The sequence below is a fragment of the Streptomyces sp. NPDC058284 genome, assembly GCF_042881135.1.
In the GTDB taxonomy this organism is placed as follows: Bacteria; Actinomycetota; Actinomycetes; order Streptomycetales; family Streptomycetaceae; genus Streptomyces.
Window position 1 is genome coordinate 5,227 of record NZ_JBHVYE010000011.1, and the last position, 24,217, is coordinate 29,443.

Consider the following 24,217-nt stretch of genomic DNA (forward strand, 5'->3'; position numbering starts at 1 on the left):
CGGCTTCCACGCGCTCAAGCACGCGCTGCGCTTCGGCGCGCGGGTGCCGGTCGCGGGGGGCGGGGGGCGGGGCGCCCCCCCCGCCCCGGGGGGGGGGGGGGCTTCCCCCCCCGGGTAACCCCCCCCGCCCGCCCGCGTCACGTCACCCGGCGCGCCGCCGGGGAAAGCAACCCCGCGAGCTCCCCCGCATCCGTCGTCGGCGCGTCGCAGACGAAGTCGCGGCAGACGTAGGCCGTGGGGCGGGAGTCGGTCAGGGGGCGGTCGGCGAGGAGGGGGAGTTCGTCGCTGCCGGGCGGGCCCGCGGCGACCACCGCTCCCGGCGCCGTGCCGAGCAGGGCCGTGCGGTGCAGGTCGCCGAGGATGTCGCCGACGACCGCGACCTCGCGGGGGCCGTCCAGGGCCGCCTCCGCCACCGCGAGACCATGGCCGATGAAGCGCGGGACGCGGGGGCCGAGCGCCTTGACGATGCCGAGGGCGCGCTCGGCCGCCGTGCGGTGCGGGGCGGCGCCCGTGTGGGCCGCGTACGTGAGGAGCGCGCCCGCGGCCGCCGTCCACCCGGAGGGCGTCGCGTTGTCCGTGGGGTCCTGCGGGCGGCGGATCAGCTGCTCCGCGTCGGCCGCCGTGTCGTACAGCGCCCCGCTCTCCGCGTCCACGAACTGCGCGAGGACGTGGTCGAGGAGGAAGCCGGCGAACTCCAGCCACACCCCTTCCCCGGTCACCGAGGCCAGCGCGAGGAAGCCCTCGGCGACGTCGGCGTAGTCCTCGAGGACGCCCGCGTTGGCACCCGCGACGCCGTCCTTGGAGGTGCGGGCGAGCCGGGCGCGGTCGTCCATGTGCAGACGTACGAGGAGGTCGCCCGCGCCCACCGCGGCCGCGATCAGGTCCGGCCGGTCGAAGTACGCGCCGACCTCGGCGAGCGCGGCGATCGCGAGGCCGTTCCACCCGGCGACCACCTTGTCGTCACGCCCCGGCGCCGGCCGCCCGGCGCGCGCCGCGAGGAGCCGCTCCCGGACGGAGTCGAGCCGCGAGGCGTCCGCCAACGGGCCTTCCGCCCGGGGGAGTCGGAGCACCGAGGCACCCTTTTCGAAGGTGCCCTCCTCCGTCACGCCGAAGCAGGTCATGGCCAGCTCGGCGTCGGCCTCCCCCAGCACCTCCCGCAGCTCCCGCGGCGTCCATACGTAGTACGCGCCCTCGACGTGCTCACCCGTCGCCGGGTCCTCGCTGTCGGCGTCGAGCGCGGAGGCGAACCCGCCCTCGTTCGTGCGCAGTTCACGGACCATGAACTCCGCGGTCTCCAGGGCGACGCGGCGCGCGAGGCCGGAGCCGGTGGCCCGCCAGAGGTGGGCGTAGACGCGGCACAGCAGGGCGTTGTCGTACAGCATCTTCTCGAAGTGCGGGACGATCCACTCGCGGTCGACGGAGTAGCGCGCGAAGCCGCCGCCGAGCTGGTCGTAGATGCCGCCGCGGGCCATCCGCTCGCAGGTGTCGGCGGCCATCTGGAGGGCGCCCTCGGCGCCCGTGCGGGCGTAGTGCCGCAGCAGGAACTCGATCACCATGGACGGCGGGAACTTGGGCGCGCCGCCGAAGCCGCCGTGCGCCTGGTCGTAGTCGCGGGTCAGGCCGAGCAGCGCCTGGGCCAGCTCGTCCTCGCCGGGCTTCTCGCCGGAGCCGTGGGTGAGCTGCCGCTCGCCGAGCTCCGCCACGATCTTGCCCGCGACCTCGGCGACCTCGCCGCGCCGGTCCGTCCACGCGCGGTGCACGCCGTCGAGGACCTGCGTGAAGGACGGCATGCCGTGCCGGGGCTCCGGCGGGAAGTACGTACCGAAGTAGAAGGGCTCGGCGTCGGCGGTGAGGAAGACGGTCATGGGCCAGCCGCCCTGCCCCGTCGCGGCCTGCACGGCCTCCATGTACACGGCGTCGACGTCGGGCCGCTCCTCGCGGTCGACCTTGATGTTCACGAACTTCTCGTTCATGAGCGCGGCCGTCGCCTCGTCCTCGAACGACTCGTGCGCCATGACGTGGCACCAGTGGCACGCGGAGTACCCGACCGACAGGAGCACGGGGACATCGCGCCGCCGCGCTTCCTCGAAAGCCTCTGGCGTCCACGGCCACCAGTCGACCGGATTGTCGGCATGCTGAAGCAGATAAGGCGAGGTCACACCAGCCAACCGGTTCATACGACCCAGCCTCTCACAGCGCCTGTCGCGACCGGTGAAACCCTGACGAGCCCGCCCCACTTGGCCGAATTGCACTGTGTGCCATCACGTGGCGGGCGACTCCGTCCACTGCCGGGTCGGGCGGCCCAGCACCTCGGAACAGTAGGCTGGGCGCAGTGCCGCTGGACCTGCCGAGGCTCCTCGAAGGAGGTACACCATGACCGCCGAGATGGTGGCGCCCGCGTGGATGCATTCGCAGATCAGCGCGGAGCAGTACGACTCCTGGTCCGAGGAGCAGTGCGCCGGCATCGAGATCGTGGACGGGATGATCGTCGTGAGCCCGAGCGCCTCCAAGCGCCACAACCGGCTGGCCCGGATCCTGGCCAACGCCCTGGACGCCGCCGCGGGCCCGGACTGGAACGCCGACACGGACTTCGACGTCCGCTTGCAGGACGTTCCGCTCACCAACCGCCGTCCGGACGTCACCGTCTACCGGGCAGAGACCATCGACTTCACGCCCACCCGCCCCGAGCACGTGCTCCTGGTCGTCGAGGTCGTGTCGCCCGGCTCGGAGACCACTGACCGGATCGTGAAGGTGGACCAGTACGCCAAGGCCGGTATCCCCTTCTACTGGCGGGTCGAGCAGGTCGCCACCGGTGTCCCGATCGTCTACACCTACGTTCTCGATGCCGCCACCAGGGCTTACAGGGACGGCGAGATGTTCATCGGCACGGTGAAGGCCACGGCGCCTTTCTCCATCACGGTCGATCTTGGGGACATATAGAGAACGGAAAAGTCGTCCAGATGCCGGGCCGACCTCCACCGCTCCGGAGCGGGCTCCGCGGCAGCGGGCGGCACAGGGGGCCTTCCTCGCGACCCATGGGTACGCGACCTGGACGGTGCACATGCCGCCAAGGACAGGCCACACCCGGCGAAGCAATCGTCTGAATCCGCACCGATGACTGACACGGCTCTGCGATGATCACAGCGTTCCAAGGCAGGCCGACCGGGAGAAACCTGTGACCGATGACGCGGCAGACGGCAGTGCGGACGAGTCACTGGGGCGAGCCTCCTACCTGATCGAAGGGCGGCGAGTACTGGTTTCCGACCTCGTCCGCGCCGGTCTGCTGAGCCCGGGGGCGCGCCTCACTTTCCGGCAGCGGCGGTTCGGGCAGGAGCACCGAGCACAGGTATCCGCGGACGGCAGAATCGAATTGAGTGACGGCCAGCGGTTCAGATCCCCCTCGGCGGCCGCAGCTGCCGCCACCGGGCGAGGCCCATATGACGGGTGGACCGCCTGGGCACTGGACGACGGCACCCTGCTGGACCAGGTGAGGCAAAGTCTCCTGGACACGGCGGCGGAGCTGCCGCCTTCCGGCGACATCGCGGCGGAAGACTCCGCCGTCCGGCACACGCGGCTGAAGGAGGCCCGGAGGCAGGCGGACGCCAAGGCCCCGGTCACACTCACCGTCCGCGATCTGCTGGGCTGGTGGGGGGCATCCCGGCGCGGCTACTTGGTCACCGAGCGGGTAGCCGCCGAGCTGGCCAACCACGGCCTGTCCACAGTGCCGGACTTCGCAGCCGTGGGGATTGACGACCGGGTCACCCTGACCGGCACCTCCGGGGACACCGAGGACGAGGAGGAGACGACCGAGCAGGGGCCGGTGGCGGGGCAGGAGGAACCGGGGGAATCCGACAGCCCAAGGCTCGCTGCCCCTTCCGGCAACGAGGAGGACAAGGGGGAACCGATCCAAGGTCAGACGGTCGGCAACCTGCCCTCAGCACTCAAGGGGGTTGTGTCGGTGTCCTCCTCAGCGAGCTTCGAGGAGGTGTTCACCAAAATGCGGCTCAACGGGTACTCGCAACTGCCGGTACTGAGCGGACCCCGGAATCTGCGAGGCGCCGTCACCTGGGAATCCATCGCCCGAGCGCGCTACGCGAACTCCGAGGCTCCCTTCTCCGATGCCATCGTCGCCGCTCACGCGGTCAGCTATGCCGACCACCTGATCGACGTCCTGCCCGAACTGGAGCGGTTCGGCTTCCTCCTGGTCAAGGACCAGACGAATCAGATCGCCGGCATCATCACCATCGCTGACGTGGCCGCAGAATACGGGGCCACCGCCCGGCCGTTCCTGCTCATCGGCGACCTCGACCGGCACCTGCGCCGTGTCATCTCGGAAGGTCTGGACCTCGCAGAGGTGGTCGCGCTCTGCGATCCGGACGGACGCCGGAAGCTCGCCGCCTTCGATCAGCTGTCCTATGGGGATTACCACCAGGTCTTGGGCAATCAGCTGCAGTGGGACAAGCTGGGCTGGCCGTTGGACCGCAAGTCCTTCATTGCCCGCCTCGACGAGCTCCGCGAAATCCGCAACGAGCTGATGCATTTCAACGACAAGGACAAGGTCGGTGACTCGGCGATACCGATGCTCCGCAACATGATCGAACTTCTGCGCGAGCACGGCGGTTGAGGCGAGGCGGCCACCCAGGTCCGGCCGGCCGATCTCCCGGCAGGGCCCCCGCAGGCAACCGCAGAACAGCTCGCCATGGACGGGCTCGGCAAGATCGCGACGGTCCACGAGGAGCAACGCCGCGCGCCCGCGCTCAGGGTTCCGACCCCTGTCGTCGCCTGACCTCCGACCCTGACGACTGGTCGAAGCCCCGCGGGAACCGCGTGATCATCAAAGAGGTACGAGCACCGCTGACCACTGGGTTCGCACGTTGCCTGTCACGAGAAGCTTCTCAAGCGGTCGGCGCGACCGGCGAAACCCTCACGAGCCCGCCCCGCTCGGCCGAACCGCACTTGTGGGCCATCACGTGATGGGCGGCTCCATCCCCTCCGAAACTGTGCGTCGACTCCCCCCACCTTCCTTCTTGTGTAAGTGACAGTAACTGAAGTAGCGTGCACGGCATGCCAGTTGACGCATGGTCACCACCTCCTGTCCTGCTGACGGTCGATCTCGTGATCCTGACGCTGCGGGAGAATCGTCTGCACGTCCTCCTGGTGGAGCGGGGCGAAGATCCCTTCCAGGGCATGCTCGCGCTGCCCGGAGGATTCCTGAGCCACGAGGGCGAGGAGATCCTGGACGCCGCCCACCGCGAACTGAGTGAGGAAACGGCCCTGACCTCCGGTTGCGTGCACCTGGAACAGCTGGGCGTGTACGGAAGCTCGGGCCGTGACCCGCGGGGCCGAGTCGTCTCCGTGGCTCACCTGGCGATCGCACCGGGGCTGCCCGACCCTGTCGCGGGGACGGATGCCGCCGACGCCGCGTGGGTCCCCGCGGAAGCCGTCCTGTCCGGCGAGGCCGCCCTTGCCTTCGACCACCGGCGCATCGCCGCGGACGGGATCGAACGCGCGCGCACCAAGATTGAGTTCTCGGCACTGGCCACCGCGTTCTGCGGAGAGAGCTTCACCATCGCGGAGCTGCAGCAGGTGTACGAGGCCGTCTGGGGAACCGCGCTCGACACCCGCAATTTCTATCGGAAGGTCCAAGCCGCGAAGGGATTCATCGTGCCCGCCGGCACGGACCGCAGGACCACGGGAGGGCGGCCCGCACGGTTGTACCGGGCCGGTCCGAACACCGTGCTGTTTCCACCGCTGATCCGACCCGCGCCGGCTGCGACGGAAGAGAACGCGAAAGGGGAAGAGGAGTAGATGCCGAAAGCCCCGGTGGTGATCCTCACCGCCCTCAATCTGGAATACCAGTCTGTGCGCCAACGGCTGACGGATCTTCAGGTGCATCGCCACGAGCGCGGTACCCGGTTCGAAACGGGCACCGTACGGGGCACATCGTGCCGTGTCGCGCTCGGACTGACGAATAAGGGGAACCATTCCGCCGCGGTGATCGCAGAACGCGCGATCCAGGAGTTCTCGCCCGTTGCCGTGCTGTTCGTCGGAGTCGCCGGCGCCTTGTGGGACGCCACCAGGCTGGGTGACGTGGTGGTGGCGTCACATGTGTACGCCTACCACGGCGGGACCAGCGAGGACGACGGGCTCAAAGCCCGTCCCCGCGCGTGGGAAGCGCCGCACGGCATCAGCCAGCTCGCCTCGCACCTGGCCCGTTCGGACGACTGGGCGGACCCCGCACCCGGGCACGAGGACGGACCACAGGTGCGTTTCGGGGCGATCGCCGCCGGTGAGCTCGTCCAGAATTCGAGGATCTCGGCCGAGGCCAAGTGGATCCGACAGCACTACAACGACGCGCTCGCCATCGAGATGGAGGCGGCCGGTGTGGCCCAGGCCGGCCATCTCAGCGGTGCGCCGGTGGCCATCGTCCGGGGGATCAGCGACCGGGCGGACGGCACGAAGAACAGTTCGGAGGACCGCAACTGGCAACCGCGGGCCGCGGCGAACGCGTCGGCGTTCGCCATCCGGTTGGCAGTGGAGCTGGTGGGCGAGCAGGAGGAGGCCGCAATGCCCGAGGACGACAGGGCCCGTTCGGCCGACCGGTTCGACCGGCGCGTGAGTAACACCGTCCACAACAGCACCGTCGGCATTATGGCCGACTCGGTCACGGGCAGCAGTGTCCACATGAACGCGGCCTCGAAGGCATCCGGCCCGACGGACCTGGTCACGGAACTGAACGGTTTCCGCGAACAGCTGGGGCGGCACCGCACCGAGGGCGCCCTCGACGAGGACAGCTACCGGGAGGCCCTGACCGATCTGGACTCCGCTCTCCGGTCGGCCGGGGAGCGCACCCCTGGATCGTCGAAGCGGACGGTCATGACGCTCAAGAGGCTGCGCGGACTGGTCGCGGAGTGCCCCGCACTGGTGGCCACGCTGGCTCCCCTTGTTGCCGCGGCCGGTGATCTGGCATGAGCCCCGACGACGATGCCGCATACAGCTCGGCCGCGTACAACTCCACCATCGGGATCCAGGCCGAGACCGTGCACGACTCCAACGTCTACATCGTCAACCCGGACGCCTCGCCGCAGGAGAAGTACCGGGTCGGCGTACAGCTCCTGGAGGACGGCGTCCCCAGCCGAGCCCGAGAAATGATCACCGATGCGATCGTCCGCGGCTACGACGGCACGGAGGTGCGCTTCCACTGGGTGCTCGCCATGCTCAGCGCACGCACCCACCACGACCTGAGCGCCGAAGAGGTCCAGCGGCTGCGCTACACCTCCAGGCTCGTACGGACCTACCCCGAGGACGGGTGGAAGGAAGCCCTGCGCGTCACTTTCGACCTGTTGGCGGTACTCAGCACCACCGGCAGCGAGACCGGCCCCGTACTCAAGCAGCTCCAGGACCTGCCGCGCCGCCAGCACGACGCGATCCTCCGCCATCTCGACCTCATGCTCACCGGAGGGCTGAAGGACGACCTGTGGGCGGACACCCTCGGACGGGCCAGGGCAGAACGCTTCAGCAACGACCGGAGCCGGCGGGTCTGGGCCTACTTCGCACCCACCCCCATCGGGGCGCGGGCCGCTCCGCCCCGACCGAGCACCGCTGCCGCCGCAAAGGCGGCCCTCCCTGTCCGGGCGGTCCTTTTCGTCGTCAGCAGTGCGTTCCTCTGGGCCCTGGCTCTGGTCGCGGATCCAACCCGGGCGATCGTCGAGTTACCGGTGGCGCTCGGCGCGGGCCTGACCGCGGCCCGCTTCGGCGTCCGGTGGTGGGGCCGGTCCAGGCCGGGCTTCGTGGCCGGGGCCCTCGCGCCGGACCCGCACGCTCCCGCCTCCGCCTCCACGTCCACCGAGAACGGGTTCACCAAGGGCGTTCGCCATTCGTTCGATCACTACTTCAGTGTTCGCAGGCCCCACGGCTTCACCTCGGACGCCTGGCTCGCCCACACGGTTCAGATCCGCGGCAGTCTCGCCGCCGAGATCGCGGACCTCTACCGGGAGAGCCGGATCGGCGTGGAGCGGGTCGACTGGCTGATCCGGTACCTCGCCGAGGACGCCCGGAATCGCTACAACAACGGCACCTTGTTCGATCAGTACCGCCAGGCCCAGACTCCGGTCAGGACGAAGGCCCTGACCGTGGCGGCCCTCGCTCTTCTCGGCGCGGCGGCTCTGTCCGCGTTCGGCACGGCGGTCTCCGGTGCCGGGCAACCGCGGGTGCTGTGGGCGTTCCTTGCCATGCTCGGTGCGGCCTGGTCCGGGCACGCGACTGCTTCCCGATGGCTGGAGGTCCGGCGTGAAGAGCACCGGCTGGTCCGGGAGACCCGGGAGTACCAGGAACAACTGACCGCCCGACAGATCACCTACCACCGGTGGAAGTCGTTCCTGGACGAAACGCGTCCCAGCGAACTGGAGATGGAGACCTGGCTCACCTGCGACAAGACGTCGTTCGTCGATGAGGCACTCCGGTACCACCGGCTCACCTGGCGCGACCTGATCACCCACACCATCCTGGTGGCCCCCGCTCCTTCCTACAAACGGGGCCGGGTGCGAGGCGGCCCATGGCGGTACTCGCACTACGTCTTCCGCCTGTTCCTGTTCACCCAGGACGGCATCCGCGAGATCAGCTCCGAGTTCAACTTCTCCGACGCAACGCGCAGGAACGAGCAGCGGAGCAACTACCGGTTCGACGCGCTGACCTCCGTGCAGGTGACGGAGAACGCCGACATCGGCTACGACCTGGAGCTCCTCCTCGCCAACGGACCGGCCAGGAAGATCCGCGTCAAGGACGCCGACGCCCATCAACTGGCACCGACCGAGAATGCCCGGGAGATCTCCGAGATCAACCTCAGCGCGGCCGGCTCCACCCACACCTTCCGTCTCCTGGAGGGGATAGCGGCGGACGGGAAGAGCTGGATCGAACGGCACGGCCCCGACAGCCTGGCGCCCTTCCAGGTGGCCGGCTGATCCTGGACTCAGCAGAGGAGCGCCTGTGACCTCCACGGATGACGTCACCGAGAGCCAAATCCTGCTGGCCGAGTATGACCGGCTCAAGGAGGAACAGAAGACCCGCATAGGGTTCCGCGACAACTTGCTCTACTTCACGCTCGCCGCCGCCACTGCGGTCGTGGCCATCACCGCCCAGAGCGGACGGTCCCGACTGCTGCTCTGCGTCCCCGCGATCTGTCTGATCCTGGGCTGGACCTACCTGGTCAACGACGAGAAGATCTCGGTGATCGGCTACTACGTCCGCGACCGGCTGGGCCCCCGCCTGGGGGAACTCACCTCGGCCCAAGGTGCACTGTTCGAGTGGGAGGTCTACCACCGCAACGTTGCGGGCCGCACCGTGCGCAAGCGGCTTCAGACTGCGGTGGACCTCTTCACGTACCTGGTCCTGCCCATGGTCTGTACGACCGCGTTCTGGTGCTCTCCCGTCGTTCAGCCCCTGCTCGTGCTCGCTTCTGTCGGGCAGACGCTGGCCCTGGCCGTACTGGGCTGGCAGTTCCTGCGCCGTACGGAGCGGTAGCACCGGGCCTCGCCAGGCACACGTATGACACCTTTGGCCGCAGGGGCGAGTCGCACTCCATGTTCCGGTGTCACCCGTTTCCACTGCTAAAAGTCGACACGGGAGAATGACTGCATCAACATCGTCGGTATCCCGGAACAGCAGCCCCGGAGTGCGGCAGCGCTGGACCTGCCGTGCCCTCAGGCTTGCGGCTGAACGGTCTTGAGCATCTGCAGAGCGACTTGGATCTCCTTGACCGCGTTGATGCGGTCATCGTCACTGGTGTGGAAGTGCATGGTCTCGTTACGGATTTTTCGAACCCGGTCCATACGGTCGGCGAAGCTCTGTTGCGGGAACTGCCAACCTGTGGCCTGCCATACATCATCCCGTTTGAGCAATGCGATGTAGTCGGAGAAGTTCATGCCCTGATGGGCGAGCTTGACGATTTTTGTGGGATCGCCGGGGAGGCCATACTCACCACGAGTCCCCTTCACCTGCATCAGAGCCTTCCTGAGCGCTCGGCGCAGGCGGAGTTCCAGCTCTTGGATAAGGGCGTAGGGGCGCAGTTCCTGCTCGAACCTGTGGACCAAGTCGTGACCGGTCACGATCCCAGAGAGGCTACCGTCGGGATTTATCACGAAAACGCAGCCGTGGTCGGCCACGTCGGCCAGGCAGTCCACCATGGGCTCGTCGGTACGGATAGACCGAACCTTCAGCACAGCAGCGTCTCTGACCAGCGCGGTGGCAGGGCGGTTGGTCGCACCGATTTCCCGCCAGGTGACGGAGCCACACAAGTGACCGTCGTCGTCGAGGACCGGGAGCTGGTCGTACGCGCTCTCGGACAGAAGCTCCACCGCTCGGCTGAGCGGGTCGGTGAGCCTGACGGTCTTCAGCTCACTGCGTGCCGAGGACAGCCTCCCCACAGTCACCAGCACAGGCGCCGGACGAGCTGACTCTTCGTCATCGTCGCCACTCTCACTCTCCACGGCTCCGACAGCGGTCAGGCCGATGTCGCCAGTGTCCGGGGAGCCCGCCTCCTCCTTGACCAGAAGATCCTCCGCGGATTCATCTCCTTCCTCGGGCTCCAGCTCCAGGTTGACGGTCTCTTCGCCCAACGATTGCCGTTTTGCTTCCGGAGCCAAGCCGATGGGGACGACGCGGACGATGTGATCGATCGACGGGACCTCGGTGAGAGGAGGGACAACTGCGAGACCGAGCTCGTCCAGATCCCGGCGAATGGTGGCCGTCGCCTTGCCCGAGCGACTCACGAAGTCCCAGATGCTGAGCAGGTCGCGTACGGTCAGTTTCACCGGCATGCCAGACGGGGCTTCGGCGACCTTGGCGGCCAACTCGGCAGGTCCCTCCAGCAGCCGCAGGTCAGCCGGGGCGTCAGGATTTCCCGGATCGGAGTTACCCGCCGCAAGCAGGGTGAGACGATTCACGGCATCGAAGCGGCGCAGCTGGCTCACTGTAAGCAGAGAGCCAAGCGTCGCACGCAGGTCGGCGCGAAGCTCCGCGCGCGGTACGTCGGTGCGCTTCCAGGTGACAGGGCGCACGTGCTGGAGTCCCGGAGTAGCCTCTGCATCGAACTGGTAGTCACCCGTAAGGTGTCCAATGGCGACGTCACCCGCCTTGCGTGGCAGGACGATCAGATCCCCAGGCGACATGGCGGCGCGAAAACGCCACAGTTGCCCGCGCCAGTTCCCGAGGACGCGTGGGTTCTCACGGGGGTACGCCTTGGCGAGCTCGGCTTTGAGGTCTTCCGGCGTCATGCAGCTCGTGAGGTCACCGACCTCGGGCCAGCCGGCGATCGTCAAGCCCATGGAAATGCAGACGTCCTCCCGGTCACCGTCCGCTCCGGCCCGTACCATCCAGGCCCGTACAGCACCCACGTCGTCCCCCAGAACCTGTCGTGCCGAATTGAAGTGCGATTCGTCGAGCCTAGCCCGGAGCTCACGACCGTAAAACGGAGGTCACCACCTCGACTCACAACAGTTGCATACATGCGTCTCGCACTCTGTGTGTCCTCAGATCGCTTCTCATGCCCTGGCGACGCGCTCCGGCCGCTTGTGCGAAAACCAGTGAGTGACGCACCTCGGACGCTTCTCGTCGCAAGAAATGTGGTTCGGCGAAGCCCCGAAACCACCGAGAACATGTCCGTGTCCATGCCCGCCGAGCTGGTCACCGAGCTCCGCTCTTGAACCGGTCGTCGCGGACTGTCCACCTACATCACGGAAGCCGTCAGGCACCAGCTCGCCATGGACAGGTTCGCCGAGATCGTCGCGGCCCACGAGGAAGAGCACGGCGCGCTCACGGAGCAGGAGATCGAAACCGCTTGTCGCGAGCTGTTCGGGGACGAAAAGCGCCAGGGATGCCGAGCGGCGCGCCGCGTCCTCGTCTCGGCGCTGACCATCGTCGAAGCCGCGCTTGGGAAGACCGATCTGGTGTGCTTGAAGTGGGTGCTCTCTCAGCTGCGGGTGGAACCGGTCAACCAGGAGGGCTCGCTTTCCGCAGTGACGCTGCTTCGGGACGCAGGGGACTCCATGGGCACAACTACGCGATCGCCGCACTCGCGCTCCGTGCCCCAGCCCCGTGATCGTCCTGACTTTTGACCGCGATGACTGGTCGAAGCCCTGCGGGAACCGCGTGACCACCAGAGAGGTGTGAGCACCGCCGACTACTGGTTTCGCGAGTTCACTGACACCAGTGGCACGCGGAGTACCCGACCGAGAGCAGAACGGGCACGTCGCGCCGCCGCGCCTCCTCGAAGGCCTCCGGCGACGGGGCCCACACGAGCCCTGCCCCGCACGGCCCAGGACAGCAGACGTCAGCCCCCGGCAGGCTCCACGGGCTGGCGCAGGATCGTGCGCAGGCGTGATGGGTCCGTGCGCCGGGCGTCGGAGAGGTAGATCTCGTGGTGGTTGCCGCGGGGCTTGAGGGCTTGTTGTGGCATGAACTCGTCGTGCATGCGCGCGATCGTGGGGCCCTCCTGGTTGTAGGGGCCGGTGTGCAGGACCTGGACCGACTTGCCCTCGTGGAACTCGTCGAGGCGGACGCGGTCGCCTGCGGTCAGGTGCTTCTTGTCGATCGCCCGCTTCCGGCCTTCGGCGAAGAGCTCGCCGGTGATCCAGTCGGGCTGGACGATCATGAGGCGCCACTGCCAGCCGTCCTCGTCGCGTGACGTCGTGAAGGCCTGCAGGTCGTCGGCCCACCACAGTCCTTCGAGCGGGCCGACCGTGTGCTTCTTGCCGAGTTCGTCGATGGCGAGGGCCCGGACGGCGTACGCGGTCGCGTACAGCGCCTGCACGATGTCCCGGTACAGCTGCGAGGTGTTCGGGCTGCCCTCCCCGTCGGCCATGAGGAACGTCATGGCCGGCACGTCGACGACCTCGAACTTCTTCTTCGCGGTGTACAGGCCCCGCAGGTCCTTGTCCTTCTTCACGTCGTAGTTCGGCGTGGCCGAGGTTGATGATGTTGACAGTGTTGATGGCATTGGTCGGCTCAGTCCCGGGAGGCGGCGGCAAGCGGCGGTGAGCCCACGGCCGAGCGGTTCATCGCACCGGTGTGGCGGCTCGGCCACCTACCGTAGGGCGAATCCTGAGGATGTCACGCTCATCGGCCGCGCCCGCCCCGCGCCCTCCCGTTTCACGCCTCCGTGGAGCGCCGTACGAAGAAGTTGTCGAGTACGAGGTGGTCCATCTCCGTGTTCAGGAAGCAGGCGATGGCGTCCACGGGTGAGCAGACGATCGGCTCTCCCGCCACGTTGAACGACGTGTTGATCAGGCACGGCACCCCGGTCCGCTCGTTGAACCGGCGCAGCACCTGCGCGAGCCTCGGGTTGCTGTCCTCGTTGATCGTCTGGATGCGGGCCGTGCCGTCCACATGGCAGGCGCCCTGGATCAGCTCCTGGTACTCGGGGCGCACGGGGAACACGAACGTCATGTAGGGCGAGGAGTCCTTCTTGCCGGTCTCGAAGACGTCGGACGCGCGTTCCTCCAGAACGACGGGGGCGAAGGGCCTGAACTGCTCCCGCTGTTTGATCCGCTCGTTGATCAGGTCCTTGATGCCGGGGAAGCGGGGATTGGCGAGAATGCTCCGGTTGCCCAGGGCGCGCGGCCCGTACTCCATCCGTCCCTGGAACCAGCCGACGACGTTCTCGTCCCGCAGGAGTTCGACGGTCTCGGCGGGCACCCGCCCGGCGTCGACCTCGCGCCATTCGACCTGCTGCGCGAACTTGTCGAGGGCGGCCAGGATGTCGTCGCGGTCGAACTCGGGTCCGAGGTAGGGGGACTTGCCGGGGCGGGGATCGTCACCCGCCTCCCGGCTCGCGTGCAGGGCGGCGCCCAGCGCCACACCGACGTCGGACGCCCCGAAACTCACGTCCATGTCGGTGAAGCGTGAGCCCTCAAGGAGCTTGGTGTTGTTCACGCAGTTCAGTGCGAGGCCGCCCTCGAAGACCAGCCGCGGCAGGTCGCTCCGGCGCTCAAGCACCCCCAGCTGCGCGGCCGTCACCACCTCGATCATCTGCTGGGCGGCGCTCGCGACCCGTACGCGGAAGTCGAAGTCCTCCCGCTGCGAGGGGCCCGCGTCGAAGATGCGGTCGAACAGGGCGTAGTAGGCGGGGACGGCGCTCGCGGGGTACGGGATCGCGTACGTGCCGTCGGGCAGCAGTTCGACCACGTGCTCCAGGAAGGGGTTCTCGGTGGGGGGCGGCGCGTAGCCGGCCAGGCCCATCACCTTGTACTCGTCGTTGTTCGGCATGAAGCCGAGGTACCTGGTGACCACCGAGAAGAGCATGGCCAGGGAGTGCCGCGAGTCGATGCTCACGTCGTCCAGGATCCGCACCTCGCCGTCCCGTACCTCGCCCATGATCGCCGAAAGCCACTCCGCCCGGCCGTCGCTGACCACGAAGGCGGTGTCGCCGCCACCGGCCAGGTGGTAGCCGGTCATGAGGTGGGCGAGGTGGTGGGGCACCAGCTTCAGCTTCCGCGGGTCGAGGCGGTGGCCGGTGTGCTCGAAGAAGTCGGCGAGGATCGCCTCCTCGCTGAACAGGGCCGCGTAGGTCTCGGCGAGGCGCTCGAGGCGGGAGAACTTCTGTGCCGGGCTCGCCGTACCGTCCTCGGTGATCTCCGCGATCATCTTGTCCATGACGTCGTCGGAGAACTGCCAGGAGAAGGCCACGACGTCGACGTCGTCGAGGGTGACACCGCCCGTCTCCAGGCACCAGCTCACCGCGTCGGCGGGGAACCTCGACGTCTTCTTCACCCGGATGAGCCGTTCCTCCTCGACCGCCGCCACCAGCTCGCCGTCGACGATCAGGGCCGCCCCGGAGTCATGGCCGAACAGCAGGTGACGGTCGATGCCGGTCGCCCGGTAGAGGCGTGCGAACAGCTCCTCGGCTTTGCCGAATCCGTTGTAGCCCAGGACGATCATTGATGACTCTCCTTGCCTTTCGACGGCCAGATGGTGAGGTAGTCGGAGATGACCTGTGACCGCGTGAACGAGGGGTCGAGGTGCGCGCCCGTGAGGTCGGCTCCGCTGAGGTCGGCGCCGTCCAGGTCGGCTCCGACGAGGCGGCAGTTCACCAGGTCCGCGCGGATCAGGTAGGCCTCGCTCAGGTCGGCGCCGTCGAGGTCGGCGCCGCGGAGATCGGCTGACATCAGGTACGACGCGCAGAGCACGGCTCCGCGCAGGTCGGCGTGGGCGAGGTCGGTATCGCTCAGGTCCGCGCCCGACAGGTGCGCGCCGCGCAGATCCGCCCGGTGGCCCTCGGCCCTGCGCCGTCGTACGTACTGGTTCCACATCGTGGGCCCCTGCTTCAGGGCCTCTTCGTCGGCGTCCATGTCTCTCCTACACGGTGGTCAGGCCGGCCAGGGCCCGCTTCTCAAGATCCATGGACGCGCGGACCGAGGTGACGACCTCGTCGACGAGACTCTTCAGCTCGGCGTCGTCGGCGCAGGCGCTGCGGGCGAGGAGCGCCTTCCCCAGCCCCGTCCAGTGCTCCGCGCTCTGGCCGAAGAGGTCGGCCGCCTCCGCGTACCTGGGGTTGTCGCAGTGTTCGTGGACGGTGCTGAGGAACCGGGCGATCACGGGACGGAACATCCCGCCTCCCGTGCCGAAGGACTCGATCTGGCGTCCCAGGTGCAGGAGTTGCCTGGCCAGCGCGCTCGTGGTGATGACGTTGCCCTGGAGGTCGACGTCCTCCACCTCGCCGCGCTTGTTCGCCGGCCAGGAGGGGGCGGTCGTCGTCAGGACCTTCATGGCGGGGATGCCCAGGCTCCGGCTGCCCGGCCTCAGCACCTCCCGGCTCAGGGTGCGCACGGCGACGGGCCCCACCAGGTCGAGCCGGGGCGAGTTGCGCGGCGCGCCGAAGGTGTAGGTCCGCCAGTCGGGGTTGAGCGGCGGTGAACTCCGGCTGGAGCGTGCCGCGTTGAGGTCGTCGGCGCTCACCCGCACGCTGCTGTCGAACGCCGGGTCGGAGACCTCGAATTCACCCTGACCCGTCGCCCGGACGACGTTGACGAAGTAGCCGCCGAACGAGGCCCTGCCCTCCAGACCCCAGTACGGCATGAGCCCGATGTCGACGCGGGTGGTGACGGCCGGCACGGCGTCGAGGAGCGCGGCGAGGCCCGCTGCGGACTTGGGGGTGTGCGCCTGGACCTCGACGCCGAGGAGCCGCGCCGCCCGCAGCGGCATGACCACCTGCTTCCCGACGACGATGTCGGGCGTGTTGCCCCGGGTGGGGAAGTACGAGAAGCCAAAGCCGCCGTCGAGCCCGAAGATGACGTGCTCGTCGATGTCGTGCCCTGCGGCGGCCAGGACGTTGCGCTGGCAGGCACTCTCGCTGTGGATGCCGGGCCGGTGCACGTAGCCGTTCGTATCGCTCATGCGCGCACACCTCCGTTGAGTGCCATGAGTACGGAGCGGTCGTGGGCGCTCATCCCTTCGAGCGCGTACCTGAACGTGTCCCGCCGCATCCGCCCGTGCCAGGTCCGCAGGTACTCGTCGACGGCCTCCGGATGGACCTGGGCGGTGACCTTGAGCAGCCACCCCACGCCCTTCTGGACGTAGAACTCGTCGTCGGCCATGAGCGCGGTGCAGTTGTCGAACACATGGCTGACCGGGAGTTCGTAGACGGTCCTGCCCACGGTCCGGCGCACGAACTTGACCACCGCGACGTTGGCGGCCCGCCGGGCCCATGGGCCGCCGTGGATCCATGTCCGGGTCCGGGGGATCTCGTCGAGGTGACCGAGGAGGTAGGGGTAGAGCAGTTTGAGGCACAGGTCGTCGCACTGGGCCCAGTTGGTGACGTGCTGGTCGAGCCAGGTGCGGGCGTGGTCGAGCAGCTCGCCGCCCAGCTGCTTCTTGGCGGCCTTGTGCAGGAGGGCGAAGCCGGCGAGCGTCTCCTCGTGGTGCGCGGACTCCCCGATGAGCGTGTCGGCGATCGCGAGCCGGTCCGCGGGCGAGAGGTCCGGATGGTCGCCCACCCAGCGGTACGTCAGGTCGGCGACGGTGCGGTTGCCCACACCGAGCGCCGGGACGGGGGCGGGGAAGTAGCGCTGCATCCTGTCCGCGAACGCGGGGTCCGCGTGGCGTGCGAGCAGCTCCCGCAGTGCGGTGGCCGCGGTTTCGGGTCTCATGCGGGCGTCCCGAGCGTGAGGGCCACCGGCTTGGCCTTCGGCCGGGCGGGCCGCAGCCGCGGCTTGCCCGCCATCGCGTACGTGTACTCGCGCTGCATCTCGGCGACCGTCTCGACCGAGTACTGGGCGCGCTCGCTCAGGGTCTGGCCGCGCAGCCCCCACCACAGGTACCAGTTCTTGTGGCTGAGGTAGGCGTTGCGCACGAAGTCCAGGGTGTCCCGGTCTCGCACGATCTCGGGCTCGACGTAGTAGGCGGGGACGAAGGTGCCCTGGCCATCCTCCATGATGCCCGCCTTCACCGCCTGCTTCAGGAGCTTGGTGCCGCTGAGGATGCGGATGCCGAGGTTGGCGTAGATCTGGGCGGGGTTGAGGTAGCGCTCGGTGAAGTCGATGGACTCGCGCAGCGCCGCCGAGGTCTCCCCGGGGCCGCCAAGGAAGACGCAGTGCGTGTGCTCGATGCTGCTGGCCGTGAACCACCGGTCGACCTCGACGACGCGGGCCAGGTCGAAGCCCTTGAGCAGGTCGGCGAGGGCCTCGTCGGTGAACGCGTCGGTGCCGAGGTCGACCCGGATGCAGCCGGCCGCGGCGAGCAGTTCGATGAACTCCGGGGTGACCGCGTTGGGTGTCAGCTGGCAGTACCAGGGGACGTCGAGCTTGGCCTTGACCATCTCGTTGCACACGTCGGCGGCGTAGTCGAGCGGGAAGTTGAAGGTGGCGTCGACGATCTCGAACTCCTTGACCTCCGGGTTCTCCCGCATCGCCCGCTGGATCTCGTCCACCACCGCCGCCGGTTCCTTGAAGCGGTTCCCCTTGCCCTCCGTCTTGCGGATGATGCAGTAGGAGCAGTACAGCTTGCAGCCGCGTTTGGTCTGGAGCGTCTCGATGGCGGGCTGGGTGTCCCGGGTGAGGTCGGAGGCCGCGGAGACTCCCTCCTCGAAGTAGCGGGGGTCGTACAGGGACCGGTCGGGCACCAGCGCCCCGATGTCGAAGCCCGTGTTGGGCGGGTTGTGGACGAAGTGGCCCTCGTCGTCGACATAACAGAGGCCGGAGATGGTGTCGAGCGACCCGCCGACCTCCAGGTACTGCAGCAGCTGCGCCATGCCGACCTCGCCCTCGCCGGCGATGCCGAAGTCGGGCTGGGCGTACTCGAAGAAGGCGAGGGGTTCGACGGAGAAGCCGGAGCCGCCGAGGACGACCTTGGCCTCGGTGTACTTGCGGACGCACTGCACGATCTTCTCGGTGAGCGGGCCGAAGAAGATCGGGTCGACGAAGGTGAGGTTGTCGAGGTTGCGGACGGCGATCCCCACCACGTCGTAGGTGGTGGAGGTCAGCTTCTCGCGCACGGCCTTGAGCTCGCGCGACTCCCAGAGGAGGTCGAGGACGTCGACCTCGTGTCCGGCCTTCTTGACGGCGGCGCCGATGTAGGCCATGCCGATCGGCAGGGCGGGACGGGGAACGCGGATCTTGTTGGTGGAGATCAGGAGGACTCGCATTGAACGCTCCTACGTATGGAGGGACGCCGTGGCCGGTGCCGTGGCGGCGTCGGTGACCGGCCGCCAGTAGGTGCCAGGCTGGGCGTCGCCCCGCAGTGTTGCCTTGTCCCGGTAGCGGCGCATCCGGTCGATGTCGACCTCGACGACGCCCACGCCCTCGCCCTCGGCGAGCAGCACCATGCGTTCGTCGCCGTCCTCGAAGTCGAATCGCTCCGACTCCAGGAAGAGGGGGTCGGCCAGGATCTGGCTGCGCCCCATGTAGCCGAAGCCGGCGTAGAGGTTGCTGCCGACGCCGGAGGCGAAGGCGAGCACGCACTCGCCGTCGACCGCCCGCACCGGCAGTCGCATGTCGACCAGGTACGTGAACATGTCCGGCACCAGCGCGGAGCACACGACGATGTCCACCGAGCGGCGCAGGTACTCCCTGGTCACTTCGGGGAAGTTCACGTCGTAGCCCTGCATGAGGCCGATCCGCCCGATGTCGAGGTCGAACGTGGGGTACTCGCTGCCACCGGACAGGTAGCGGCTCTCCAGCTCGTGGCGGTGCACGCGCCGGTAGGTGCCGCGCAGCTCGCCGGTGCGGTCGATGAGGACCGAGGTGCTGTAGTACGCGGCGTCCTCGCCCCGCTCCAGGAGCCCCGCGACGATGTGGACGCCCTGCTCGGCGGCGAGGCGGCACAGGTGGTCGGTGGCGTCGCCGGGGATGGTGACCGCCACGTCGGCGACCTCCAGGATGTTGCCGGAGGTGAGGAAGGCCTCCGGGAGGCAGACGAGGCCCGCGCCCTCGGCCGCGGCCTGCTTGACGTAGCGTTCGGCCCGCCGCAGGTTTGCGGGCTCCCGCCCGAGTTTGGACTCCATCTGGACGACCGCGATCTTGAGTCGGCCCATCACATGCTCACCGGAACGACGGGGCGGTTGGAGATCACGAGGCCCAGGTCCTCCTCGACCACGTGCCAGTCGTCGAGCCCGGCCTCGTGCAGCAGTTCCCGGATCTGCTCCGGCGAGTAGGCGGCCTTGAGCGAGCGCATGAACTGCTCGCCGCCCTCCTTGACGAACTGGAGGATGAACGTGATGTGCCCCTCTTCGGCCAGCCGGTTCACGTCCTCGATGAGGACCGTCCCGCCGGGCTTGCAGATGCGCGCGGCCTCCTTGAGCGTCTCCACGGGGCGGCGCCAGCGGTGCAGCGAGGAGAACGAGTAGACGATGTCCGCGGAGTCGTCGGCGAAGGGAAGCCGGCTGAGCTTGGAGTGCTCGAACTCGACGTCCCCTGCCGTGTTGGCCCAGACGCACAGCGTCAGGTTGTCCTCGGCGACGTCGACGAGGTTGTTGTGCTCCTCCACGCCCGACACGGCGACTTCGGGCAGCCGCCCGGAGACGTGCAGGGAGAGGAGTCCCGTGTTGAAGCCGATGTCGACGAAGTCGGTCATGCCCTCGCGGTGGGCCGCCAGGATGCGCTCGGTCGGGCGCTTGTACGCCATCAGGGCGGAGCGGCGCATGCCGAGGTCGTACGCGCGGACGGCCTCGATGTCGGTGTAGGGCTGCGTCAGGGGGACCCGCTCGGCGAGGTCCAGCAGCGGCGCCTCAACAGTCATTGCAGCCTCCTTCGGAACCAGCGTTGACAACAGCGAGGGGAAGGGCACGCTGGGGCGAGATGAAGCCGGTGATGTCGGCCCCCAGGTGCTGCGGATAGCGGCGGAACTCCGGGGAGTAGAACGCCTTGGAGATGTTGTCGAGGTAGTACCAGCCCTTGGGGCCCGTCACCTCGATGCCGTCGTCCTTGACCTCGACGAGGCCCTTCTCGACGAGGTCGGAGATCTCGTCGGCGAACATCTCCATGAAGTCCACGCCGTGCAGCCGCATGAAGCGCTCGCGGTTGACCCGGCCCGCCTTGACGCCGAGCACCATCGACCTGCGGATGGCCTCCGGCTTGGGGATGTGCCGCCCCATCGAGATGGGCAGACGGCCCTCCCGCACGGTCTGGACGTACCGCCCGATGTCGGGTTCGTTGAAGTACCAGTGCTCACGCAGGTGGCCGGTGGCGGTGGGGCCGAGCGGGATGATGGGGATGTCCTCGCTCCAGGACGTCTCGCCGTACTTGGGCTGGAAGCCCGGCTTGGCGAAGCAGTCGCCGTAGTAGCCGAGGAAGCCGTTCTTGGTGAGCTTGTCGGCGGCGAAGAAGAACATGTCGTCGACCGTCTGGCGGTCCGGGACGGGCGGCAGCTTGCGGCGCTTGGTGGAGACCTGGGCGAACTCCATGTACGTGTAGAAGGACACGCAGGTGACGCCGAGGTCGATCGCCACGTCGAGGCTGTGCTCCCAGCCCTCCATGGTCTGCCCGTTGATGCCGTGCATCAGGTCGATGTTGATGTTCTCGAAGCCGGCCGCCTGCAGCAGGCGGATGCTGGCCTTGAGCATCTCCGGGTCGCTGGGGCGGCCCAGGTTCTTCAGCTCCTCCTCGACGAACGTCTGCACACCGAGGCTGATGCGGCGCACGCCCCGTTCGAGCAGCACCTTCGCCTTGCGTTCGGTGATGTCGATCGGCGTGGTCTCGATGGAGAAGTCGGCGTCGGGCGCGAAGTTGAAGCTGCTGTGCAGGTGCCCGAGCAGGTCGTCGAGCTGCTGGGCGGTCAGCGAGGTCGGCGTGCCGCCGCCGATGTAGCCGAGGGTGATCGTGTGGTCCTGGATGTAGGGCCGGTTCGCGTAGTTGGTGATCTCGGCCTTGAGGGCGTCGAGGTAGGCCAGGGTCAGGTCGCGCTCGGTCTGGAACTTGATGTACGGGCAGCTGAAGCAGAGCCGGTTGCAGAACGGGATGTGCATGTACACACCCATCGGCTTGGTGGTGAAGACCTCCTCCTCGGTGACCATGACGTGCTTGGTGGGGTACTGCCTGACCCACTCGCTGTCCCGCTCCGGATATTCCTTCCAGAACGGCATGCTGGTCGTCGTGATGCTCATCAGCTCTCTCCCAGTCCTTCGTGGTGGGCGATGGTCCGGACGATCTCCGCGAGAGTGGCCCGGTGGTAGAAGGCGGCACGGAGCCCGATGCCTTCGGCGTGTGCGAGCGAGACGATCTCTCCGAGCGCCTCGGGGTGCTCGCCGTCGGGCAGTTCGATGTCGGCGCCGGTGCGTGTCGGACGGACCGCCCGGACGCCTTCGTGGCTCTGGAGGAGCCGTTCGGACCAGCTCTGGAGCGGTCCGGGGTCGGCGTCCGGATACGTTTCGAGGGCGAGGCGCGGGTTGCCCGCCGAGCGGGCGATGTCGTCCAGCGAGGCGCCCTTGGCCTGCCGGCCCTTGTGCAGGACGACGACGGAGTCGGCCAGGGCGTCGAGTTCCTGGCGGTGGTGGCTCGCGTAGAGCACGCCGACGCCGTCCTTCTTCAGGTTGGCCAGCAGTTCGAGGAGCGTCTGCCGGGCGCCGGGGTCGAGGCCCGAGGTCGGCTCGTCGAGGATCAGCAGGTCGGGGCGGTGCGCGACGGCCGTGATGATGTGCAGCTTGCGCTGGCTGCCGCCGGACAGCGTCCGCACGTACTGCCCGGCGTAGCTCTCCAGATCGGCCAGGGCGAGGAGTTCGGGCAGCCGGGCGGGATCGGCCCGGTGCAGGCGGAGCTGATGGCGTACGTACGCCTCGACCGTCACTCCGTCGGGCAGCTCCTTCGACTGCTGTACGTAGCCGATGTGGCGGCTCACCTTGCCCCAGCGCCTGGCCTCGGTACCGCACACCCGCACGTCGCCGGCCCGGGGTTTGAGCAGCCCGGCGATGAGCCTGATGAGGGTGGTCTTGCCCGCGCCGTTGGACCCGATGATCGCGACGCCGTCACCCGCCCCGACGTCGAACCCGATGTCCTGAAGGCCGAATTCGGGGCTGACGCGGTAGGCCAGGCCGGAGACCTGGAGCACCGGGACGCGGTTGTCGTGTGCGCTAGCCACGGCCGATCCTCTGTCTGAAGGCGTACGCCGACACACCCACCGCCACGACGGCGTAGGCGACGGCCAGGACGATGGTCTCCACCGACGGCGACGGGCCCTGCCCGGTGGCCGCCCTGAACAGCTCGACGTTGACGGAGAGCGGGAGCCGTTCCATGACGTCGCCCACCCACCCCAGGTTCTGCAGGGGGAAGAAGACACCGGCGAAGTACATGAGCGGGATGACGATGATGTTGACGACGGCGGGGAACGAGATCTCGTTGGAGAAGGTGGCCACGACCACACCGAGCCCCGCGAACGCCAGACATCCGGTGACGAAGGCGAGGGTGGCGAGCGGCACGGAGTCGACGGCGGCGTCGAACACCAGGAGGCCGAGGAGCAGGACCGCGGCGAACTGGAAGAGGCACTTCAGGGTGACTCCGACGAACCGCGCCAGGAGGAACCCCGAGTACGAGAGGGGCGAGAGGATCAGGTCCTCGATGGTGCGCCGGTTCCGGTCGACGATGATCGTGTAGCCGACGGAGTACGTGCAGCTGAACATGATGCCCGCGGCGAGGATGCCGGGGAACACGAAGTCGAAGAAGTTGGCCGCGTCAGTGGTGGGGCTGTCCATCTGGTCCGTGGCCGCGCCGAAGGCGAGGACCATCGACACGGACGTGAGGAAGGTGGAGACGGCGTACAGCCGGTTGTCGAAGAACTGGCGGAGGTCGAGGGCCACGAGCCGGAACACGTCGCCGAGCCACTCCGGCACGCTGAAGCCGGAGCCTGGTGGTGACGCCTGGGCGTCGCGCCTTCGGTAAGCCGGTGCCGTCACGGCCCCTCCCAGATGTAGGAGGTGCGCCAGGTCGCCTCGGTGTCCGCACGGAACGGCAGCCCGGCGCTGGTCTTCTGCCGCCTGCGCGGGTACAGCGTGGCGGTCGCGATGCCCTCGCGGCTGCGGGCCGGGACCTCCGCGAGCACATCGGCGTCGTCGTCGGTGACGCCTTGGGTCAGGCCGTCGACGATGCAGCTGCGGCCCACGTACGGCATGCCCACGAAACGGTTCTCGCCGGAGCCGCTGCTGAACACGAGGGCGGTGGCGTTGTCGGCGGCGCGGGCCCGGGCCAGGGTCCTGACGTGGTGCGAGAAGTCGGCGAACAGGGCCGCGACGCACACGACGACGTCGACGCCCTGGGTGAGGAAGTGCCTGCTCGCCTCGGGGAAGCGCAGGTCGTAGCTGACCTGGAGGCCGATGCGGCCGATCGGGGTCTTGACGGCGTCGACGGGCTCCCCGGCCGCCAGGTAGTCCCGCTCGCCCGCCCACAGACAGGCCCTGCGGTACAGGCAGAGCAGGTCGCCCGAGGGGCCGACGAGGACGGCGGTGTCGTAGATGTCCCGGCCCTCCGAGAGGAGCACACCGGCCGCGATGTGCATCGTGTGCCGCTGCGCCTGCTCGGCGAGGAAGCTCATGACGGGGCCGTCCAGGGGCGTCGCGTCCTTGCGCAGCGAGGGGAAGTTGACTCCGGTGGCGAAGGACGCGGGCAGGCAGGCCAGGCCTGCGCCCTGCTCGGCCGCCGAGGCGAGCAGGTCCGCCGCGCGGGCCTGGTTCTCCTCGCGCCGTCCTGGGTCGATCCGCGTCTGGACGGCGGCAAGGGTGAGTCCTTCTCCGCGGAACAGGCTCAAC

Annotated in this window: 20 protein-coding genes and 3 pseudogenes; 8 read left to right on the forward strand and 15 right to left on the reverse strand. The window is 68.4% G+C overall.

Annotated elements, in window-relative coordinates:
• Nucleotides 1-137: 137 nt before the first annotated feature.
• The gene (locus ACFVYR_RS17190; RefSeq protein ID WP_384260009.1) at nucleotides 138-2,177 is read right to left on the reverse strand and encodes a thioredoxin domain-containing protein; all 2,040 of its coding nucleotides are present in this window, start codon (nucleotides 2,175-2,177) and stop codon (nucleotides 138-140) included.
• Nucleotides 2,178-2,373: 196 nt separating this feature from the next.
• Here ACFVYR_RS17190 and ACFVYR_RS17195 point away from each other — a divergent pair, with 196 nt between their 5' ends.
• The 6 genes from ACFVYR_RS17195 to ACFVYR_RS17220 all read left to right on the forward strand — a co-directional run bounded on the left by ACFVYR_RS17195 (nucleotide 2,374) and on the right by ACFVYR_RS17220 (nucleotide 9,519).
• Entirely contained in the window at nucleotides 2,374-2,940 is a 567-nt protein-coding gene (locus ACFVYR_RS17195) for a Uma2 family endonuclease (RefSeq protein ID WP_384260006.1), read from the forward strand.
• 235 nt (nucleotides 2,941-3,175) lie between these two features.
• Nucleotides 3,176-4,624 carry a CBS domain-containing protein gene (locus ACFVYR_RS17200; protein ID WP_384260004.1) on the forward strand — a complete coding sequence of 483 codons (1,449 nt, stop codon included), beginning with the start codon at nucleotides 3,176-3,178 and terminating at the stop codon, nucleotides 4,622-4,624.
• Between the two features lie 440 nt (nucleotides 4,625-5,064).
• Entirely contained in the window at nucleotides 5,065-5,808 is a 744-nt protein-coding gene (locus ACFVYR_RS17205; RefSeq protein WP_384260002.1) for an NUDIX domain-containing protein, read from the forward strand.
• Nucleotides 5,809-6,972, forward strand: a complete 1,164-nt coding sequence (locus ACFVYR_RS17210) for a purine phosphorylase (protein WP_384259999.1) — start codon at nucleotides 5,809-5,811, stop codon at nucleotides 6,970-6,972.
• Nucleotides 6,969-8,960: a hypothetical protein gene (locus ACFVYR_RS17215; protein ID WP_384259997.1), complete on the forward strand. Its 1,992-nt coding sequence runs from the start codon at nucleotides 6,969-6,971 to the stop codon at nucleotides 8,958-8,960. The genes ACFVYR_RS17210 and ACFVYR_RS17215 overlap by 4 nt, the downstream gene beginning before the upstream one ends.
• A gap of 25 nt (nucleotides 8,961-8,985) precedes the next feature.
• The gene (locus ACFVYR_RS17220; protein ID WP_384259995.1) at nucleotides 8,986-9,519 is read left to right on the forward strand and encodes a hypothetical protein; all 534 of its coding nucleotides are present in this window, start codon (nucleotides 8,986-8,988) and stop codon (nucleotides 9,517-9,519) included.
• A gap of 179 nt (nucleotides 9,520-9,698) precedes the next feature.
• Here the strand turns inward: ACFVYR_RS17220 and ACFVYR_RS17225 are convergent, their stop codons facing one another.
• Nucleotides 9,699-11,321, reverse strand: a complete 1,623-nt coding sequence (locus ACFVYR_RS17225) for a CBS domain-containing protein (protein WP_384259992.1) — start codon at nucleotides 11,319-11,321, stop codon at nucleotides 9,699-9,701.
• Between the two features lie 330 nt (nucleotides 11,322-11,651).
• Here ACFVYR_RS17225 and ACFVYR_RS17230 point away from each other — a divergent pair.
• Nucleotides 11,652-11,858 (forward strand): annotated as a pseudogene (locus ACFVYR_RS17230) (hypothetical protein); the annotation flags it as partial.
• A gap of 30 nt (nucleotides 11,859-11,888) precedes the next feature.
• Nucleotides 11,889-12,165: pseudogene (locus tag ACFVYR_RS17235) on the forward strand (DNA-binding protein); the annotation flags it as partial.
• Between the two features lie 33 nt (nucleotides 12,166-12,198).
• Here the strand turns inward: ACFVYR_RS17235 and ACFVYR_RS17240 are convergent.
• The 13 genes and pseudogenes from ACFVYR_RS17240 to ACFVYR_RS17300 all read right to left on the reverse strand — a co-directional run.
• A pseudogene (locus ACFVYR_RS17240) lies at nucleotides 12,199-12,339 on the reverse strand (DUF255 domain-containing protein); the annotation flags it as partial.
• Nucleotides 12,326-12,991: a GyrI-like domain-containing protein gene (locus ACFVYR_RS17245; RefSeq protein ID WP_384259990.1), complete on the reverse strand. Its 666-nt coding sequence runs from the start codon at nucleotides 12,989-12,991 to the stop codon at nucleotides 12,326-12,328. The pseudogene ACFVYR_RS17240 and the gene ACFVYR_RS17245, both read right to left, overlap by 14 nt.
• 152 nt (nucleotides 12,992-13,143) lie before the next feature.
• Entirely contained in the window at nucleotides 13,144-14,931 is a 1,788-nt protein-coding gene (locus ACFVYR_RS17250) for a carbamoyltransferase (protein ID WP_384259987.1), read from the reverse strand.
• The gene (locus ACFVYR_RS17255; protein ID WP_384259985.1) at nucleotides 14,928-15,341 is read right to left on the reverse strand and encodes a pentapeptide repeat-containing protein; all 414 of its coding nucleotides are present in this window, start codon (nucleotides 15,339-15,341) and stop codon (nucleotides 14,928-14,930) included. The genes ACFVYR_RS17250 and ACFVYR_RS17255 overlap by 4 nt, the downstream gene beginning before the upstream one ends.
• A 7-nt stretch (nucleotides 15,342-15,348) precedes the next feature.
• A complete protein-coding gene (locus ACFVYR_RS17260) occupies nucleotides 15,349-16,386 on the reverse strand; it encodes a DUF4872 domain-containing protein (RefSeq protein WP_384259983.1) in 1,038 nt (345 codons plus the stop codon).
• Nucleotides 16,383-17,138 carry a DNA alkylation repair protein gene (locus tag ACFVYR_RS17265; protein WP_384259980.1) on the reverse strand — a complete coding sequence of 252 codons (756 nt, stop codon included), beginning with the start codon at nucleotides 17,136-17,138 and terminating at the stop codon, nucleotides 16,383-16,385. The genes ACFVYR_RS17260 and ACFVYR_RS17265 overlap by 4 nt, the downstream gene beginning before the upstream one ends.
• On the reverse strand, nucleotides 17,135-18,631 hold the full coding sequence (locus ACFVYR_RS17270; protein ID WP_384259978.1) for a B12-binding domain-containing radical SAM protein: 1,497 nt from the start codon (nucleotides 18,629-18,631) through the stop codon (nucleotides 17,135-17,137). Before ACFVYR_RS17270 ends, ACFVYR_RS17265 begins: the two co-directional genes overlap by 4 nt.
• A gap of 9 nt (nucleotides 18,632-18,640) precedes the next feature.
• Nucleotides 18,641-19,519 carry a carbon-nitrogen hydrolase family protein gene (locus tag ACFVYR_RS17275; protein WP_384259975.1) on the reverse strand — a complete coding sequence of 293 codons (879 nt, stop codon included), beginning with the start codon at nucleotides 19,517-19,519 and terminating at the stop codon, nucleotides 18,641-18,643.
• Nucleotides 19,519-20,223 (reverse strand): class I SAM-dependent methyltransferase, encoded by a 705-nt coding sequence (locus ACFVYR_RS17280; RefSeq protein WP_384259972.1) that lies wholly within the window; start codon nucleotides 20,221-20,223, stop codon nucleotides 19,519-19,521. The genes ACFVYR_RS17275 and ACFVYR_RS17280 overlap by 1 nt, the downstream gene beginning before the upstream one ends.
• Nucleotides 20,213-21,586 (reverse strand): coproporphyrinogen-III oxidase family protein, encoded by a 1,374-nt coding sequence (locus tag ACFVYR_RS17285; RefSeq protein WP_384259970.1) that lies wholly within the window; start codon nucleotides 21,584-21,586, stop codon nucleotides 20,213-20,215. Before ACFVYR_RS17285 ends, ACFVYR_RS17280 begins: the two co-directional genes overlap by 11 nt.
• Nucleotides 21,586-22,557 (reverse strand): ABC transporter ATP-binding protein, encoded by a 972-nt coding sequence (locus ACFVYR_RS17290; protein ID WP_384259967.1) that lies wholly within the window; start codon nucleotides 22,555-22,557, stop codon nucleotides 21,586-21,588. The genes ACFVYR_RS17285 and ACFVYR_RS17290 overlap by 1 nt, the downstream gene beginning before the upstream one ends.
• Nucleotides 22,550-23,368, reverse strand: a complete 819-nt coding sequence (locus tag ACFVYR_RS17295) for an ABC transporter permease (RefSeq protein ID WP_384259965.1) — start codon at nucleotides 23,366-23,368, stop codon at nucleotides 22,550-22,552. The genes ACFVYR_RS17290 and ACFVYR_RS17295 overlap by 8 nt, the downstream gene beginning before the upstream one ends.
• Nucleotides 23,365-24,216, reverse strand: coding sequence for a carbon-nitrogen hydrolase family protein (locus ACFVYR_RS17300; RefSeq protein WP_384259963.1), 852 nt, complete (start codon nucleotides 24,214-24,216; stop codon nucleotides 23,365-23,367). Before ACFVYR_RS17300 ends, ACFVYR_RS17295 begins: the two co-directional genes overlap by 4 nt.
• Nucleotide 24,217 lies beyond the last annotated feature (1 nt).

Excerpts from the sequence above, each read along its gene's own strand:
- ACFVYR_RS17190 (WP_384260009.1), bottom strand. The coding sequence starts at position 2,177 with ATGAACCGGTTGGCTGGTGTGACCTCGCCTTATCTGCTTCAGCATGCC.
- ACFVYR_RS17195 (WP_384260006.1), top strand. The coding sequence starts at position 2,374 with ATGACCGCCGAGATGGTGGCGCCCGCGTGGATGCATTCGCAGATCAGC.
- ACFVYR_RS17205 (WP_384260002.1), top strand. The coding sequence starts at position 5,065 with ATGCCAGTTGACGCATGGTCACCACCTCCTGTCCTGCTGACGGTCGAT.
- ACFVYR_RS17210 (WP_384259999.1), top strand. The coding sequence starts at position 5,809 with ATGCCGAAAGCCCCGGTGGTGATCCTCACCGCCCTCAATCTGGAATAC.
- ACFVYR_RS17215 (WP_384259997.1), top strand. The coding sequence starts at position 6,969 with ATGAGCCCCGACGACGATGCCGCATACAGCTCGGCCGCGTACAACTCC.
- ACFVYR_RS17225 (WP_384259992.1), bottom strand. The coding sequence starts at position 11,321 with ATGGGCTTGACGATCGCCGGCTGGCCCGAGGTCGGTGACCTCACGAGC.
- ACFVYR_RS17245 (WP_384259990.1), bottom strand. The coding sequence starts at position 12,991 with ATGCCATCAACACTGTCAACATCATCAACCTCGGCCACGCCGAACTAC.
- ACFVYR_RS17250 (WP_384259987.1), bottom strand. The coding sequence starts at position 14,931 with ATGATCGTCCTGGGCTACAACGGATTCGGCAAAGCCGAGGAGCTGTTC.
- ACFVYR_RS17255 (WP_384259985.1), bottom strand. The coding sequence starts at position 15,341 with ATGGACGCCGACGAAGAGGCCCTGAAGCAGGGGCCCACGATGTGGAAC.
- ACFVYR_RS17260 (WP_384259983.1), bottom strand. The coding sequence starts at position 16,386 with ATGAGCGATACGAACGGCTACGTGCACCGGCCCGGCATCCACAGCGAG.
- ACFVYR_RS17265 (WP_384259980.1), bottom strand. The coding sequence starts at position 17,138 with ATGAGACCCGAAACCGCGGCCACCGCACTGCGGGAGCTGCTCGCACGC.
- ACFVYR_RS17270 (WP_384259978.1), bottom strand. The coding sequence starts at position 18,631 with ATGCGAGTCCTCCTGATCTCCACCAACAAGATCCGCGTTCCCCGTCCC.
- ACFVYR_RS17275 (WP_384259975.1), bottom strand. The coding sequence starts at position 19,519 with ATGGGCCGACTCAAGATCGCGGTCGTCCAGATGGAGTCCAAACTCGGG.
- ACFVYR_RS17280 (WP_384259972.1), bottom strand. The coding sequence starts at position 20,223 with ATGACTGTTGAGGCGCCGCTGCTGGACCTCGCCGAGCGGGTCCCCCTG.
- ACFVYR_RS17285 (WP_384259970.1), bottom strand. The coding sequence starts at position 21,586 with ATGAGCATCACGACGACCAGCATGCCGTTCTGGAAGGAATATCCGGAG.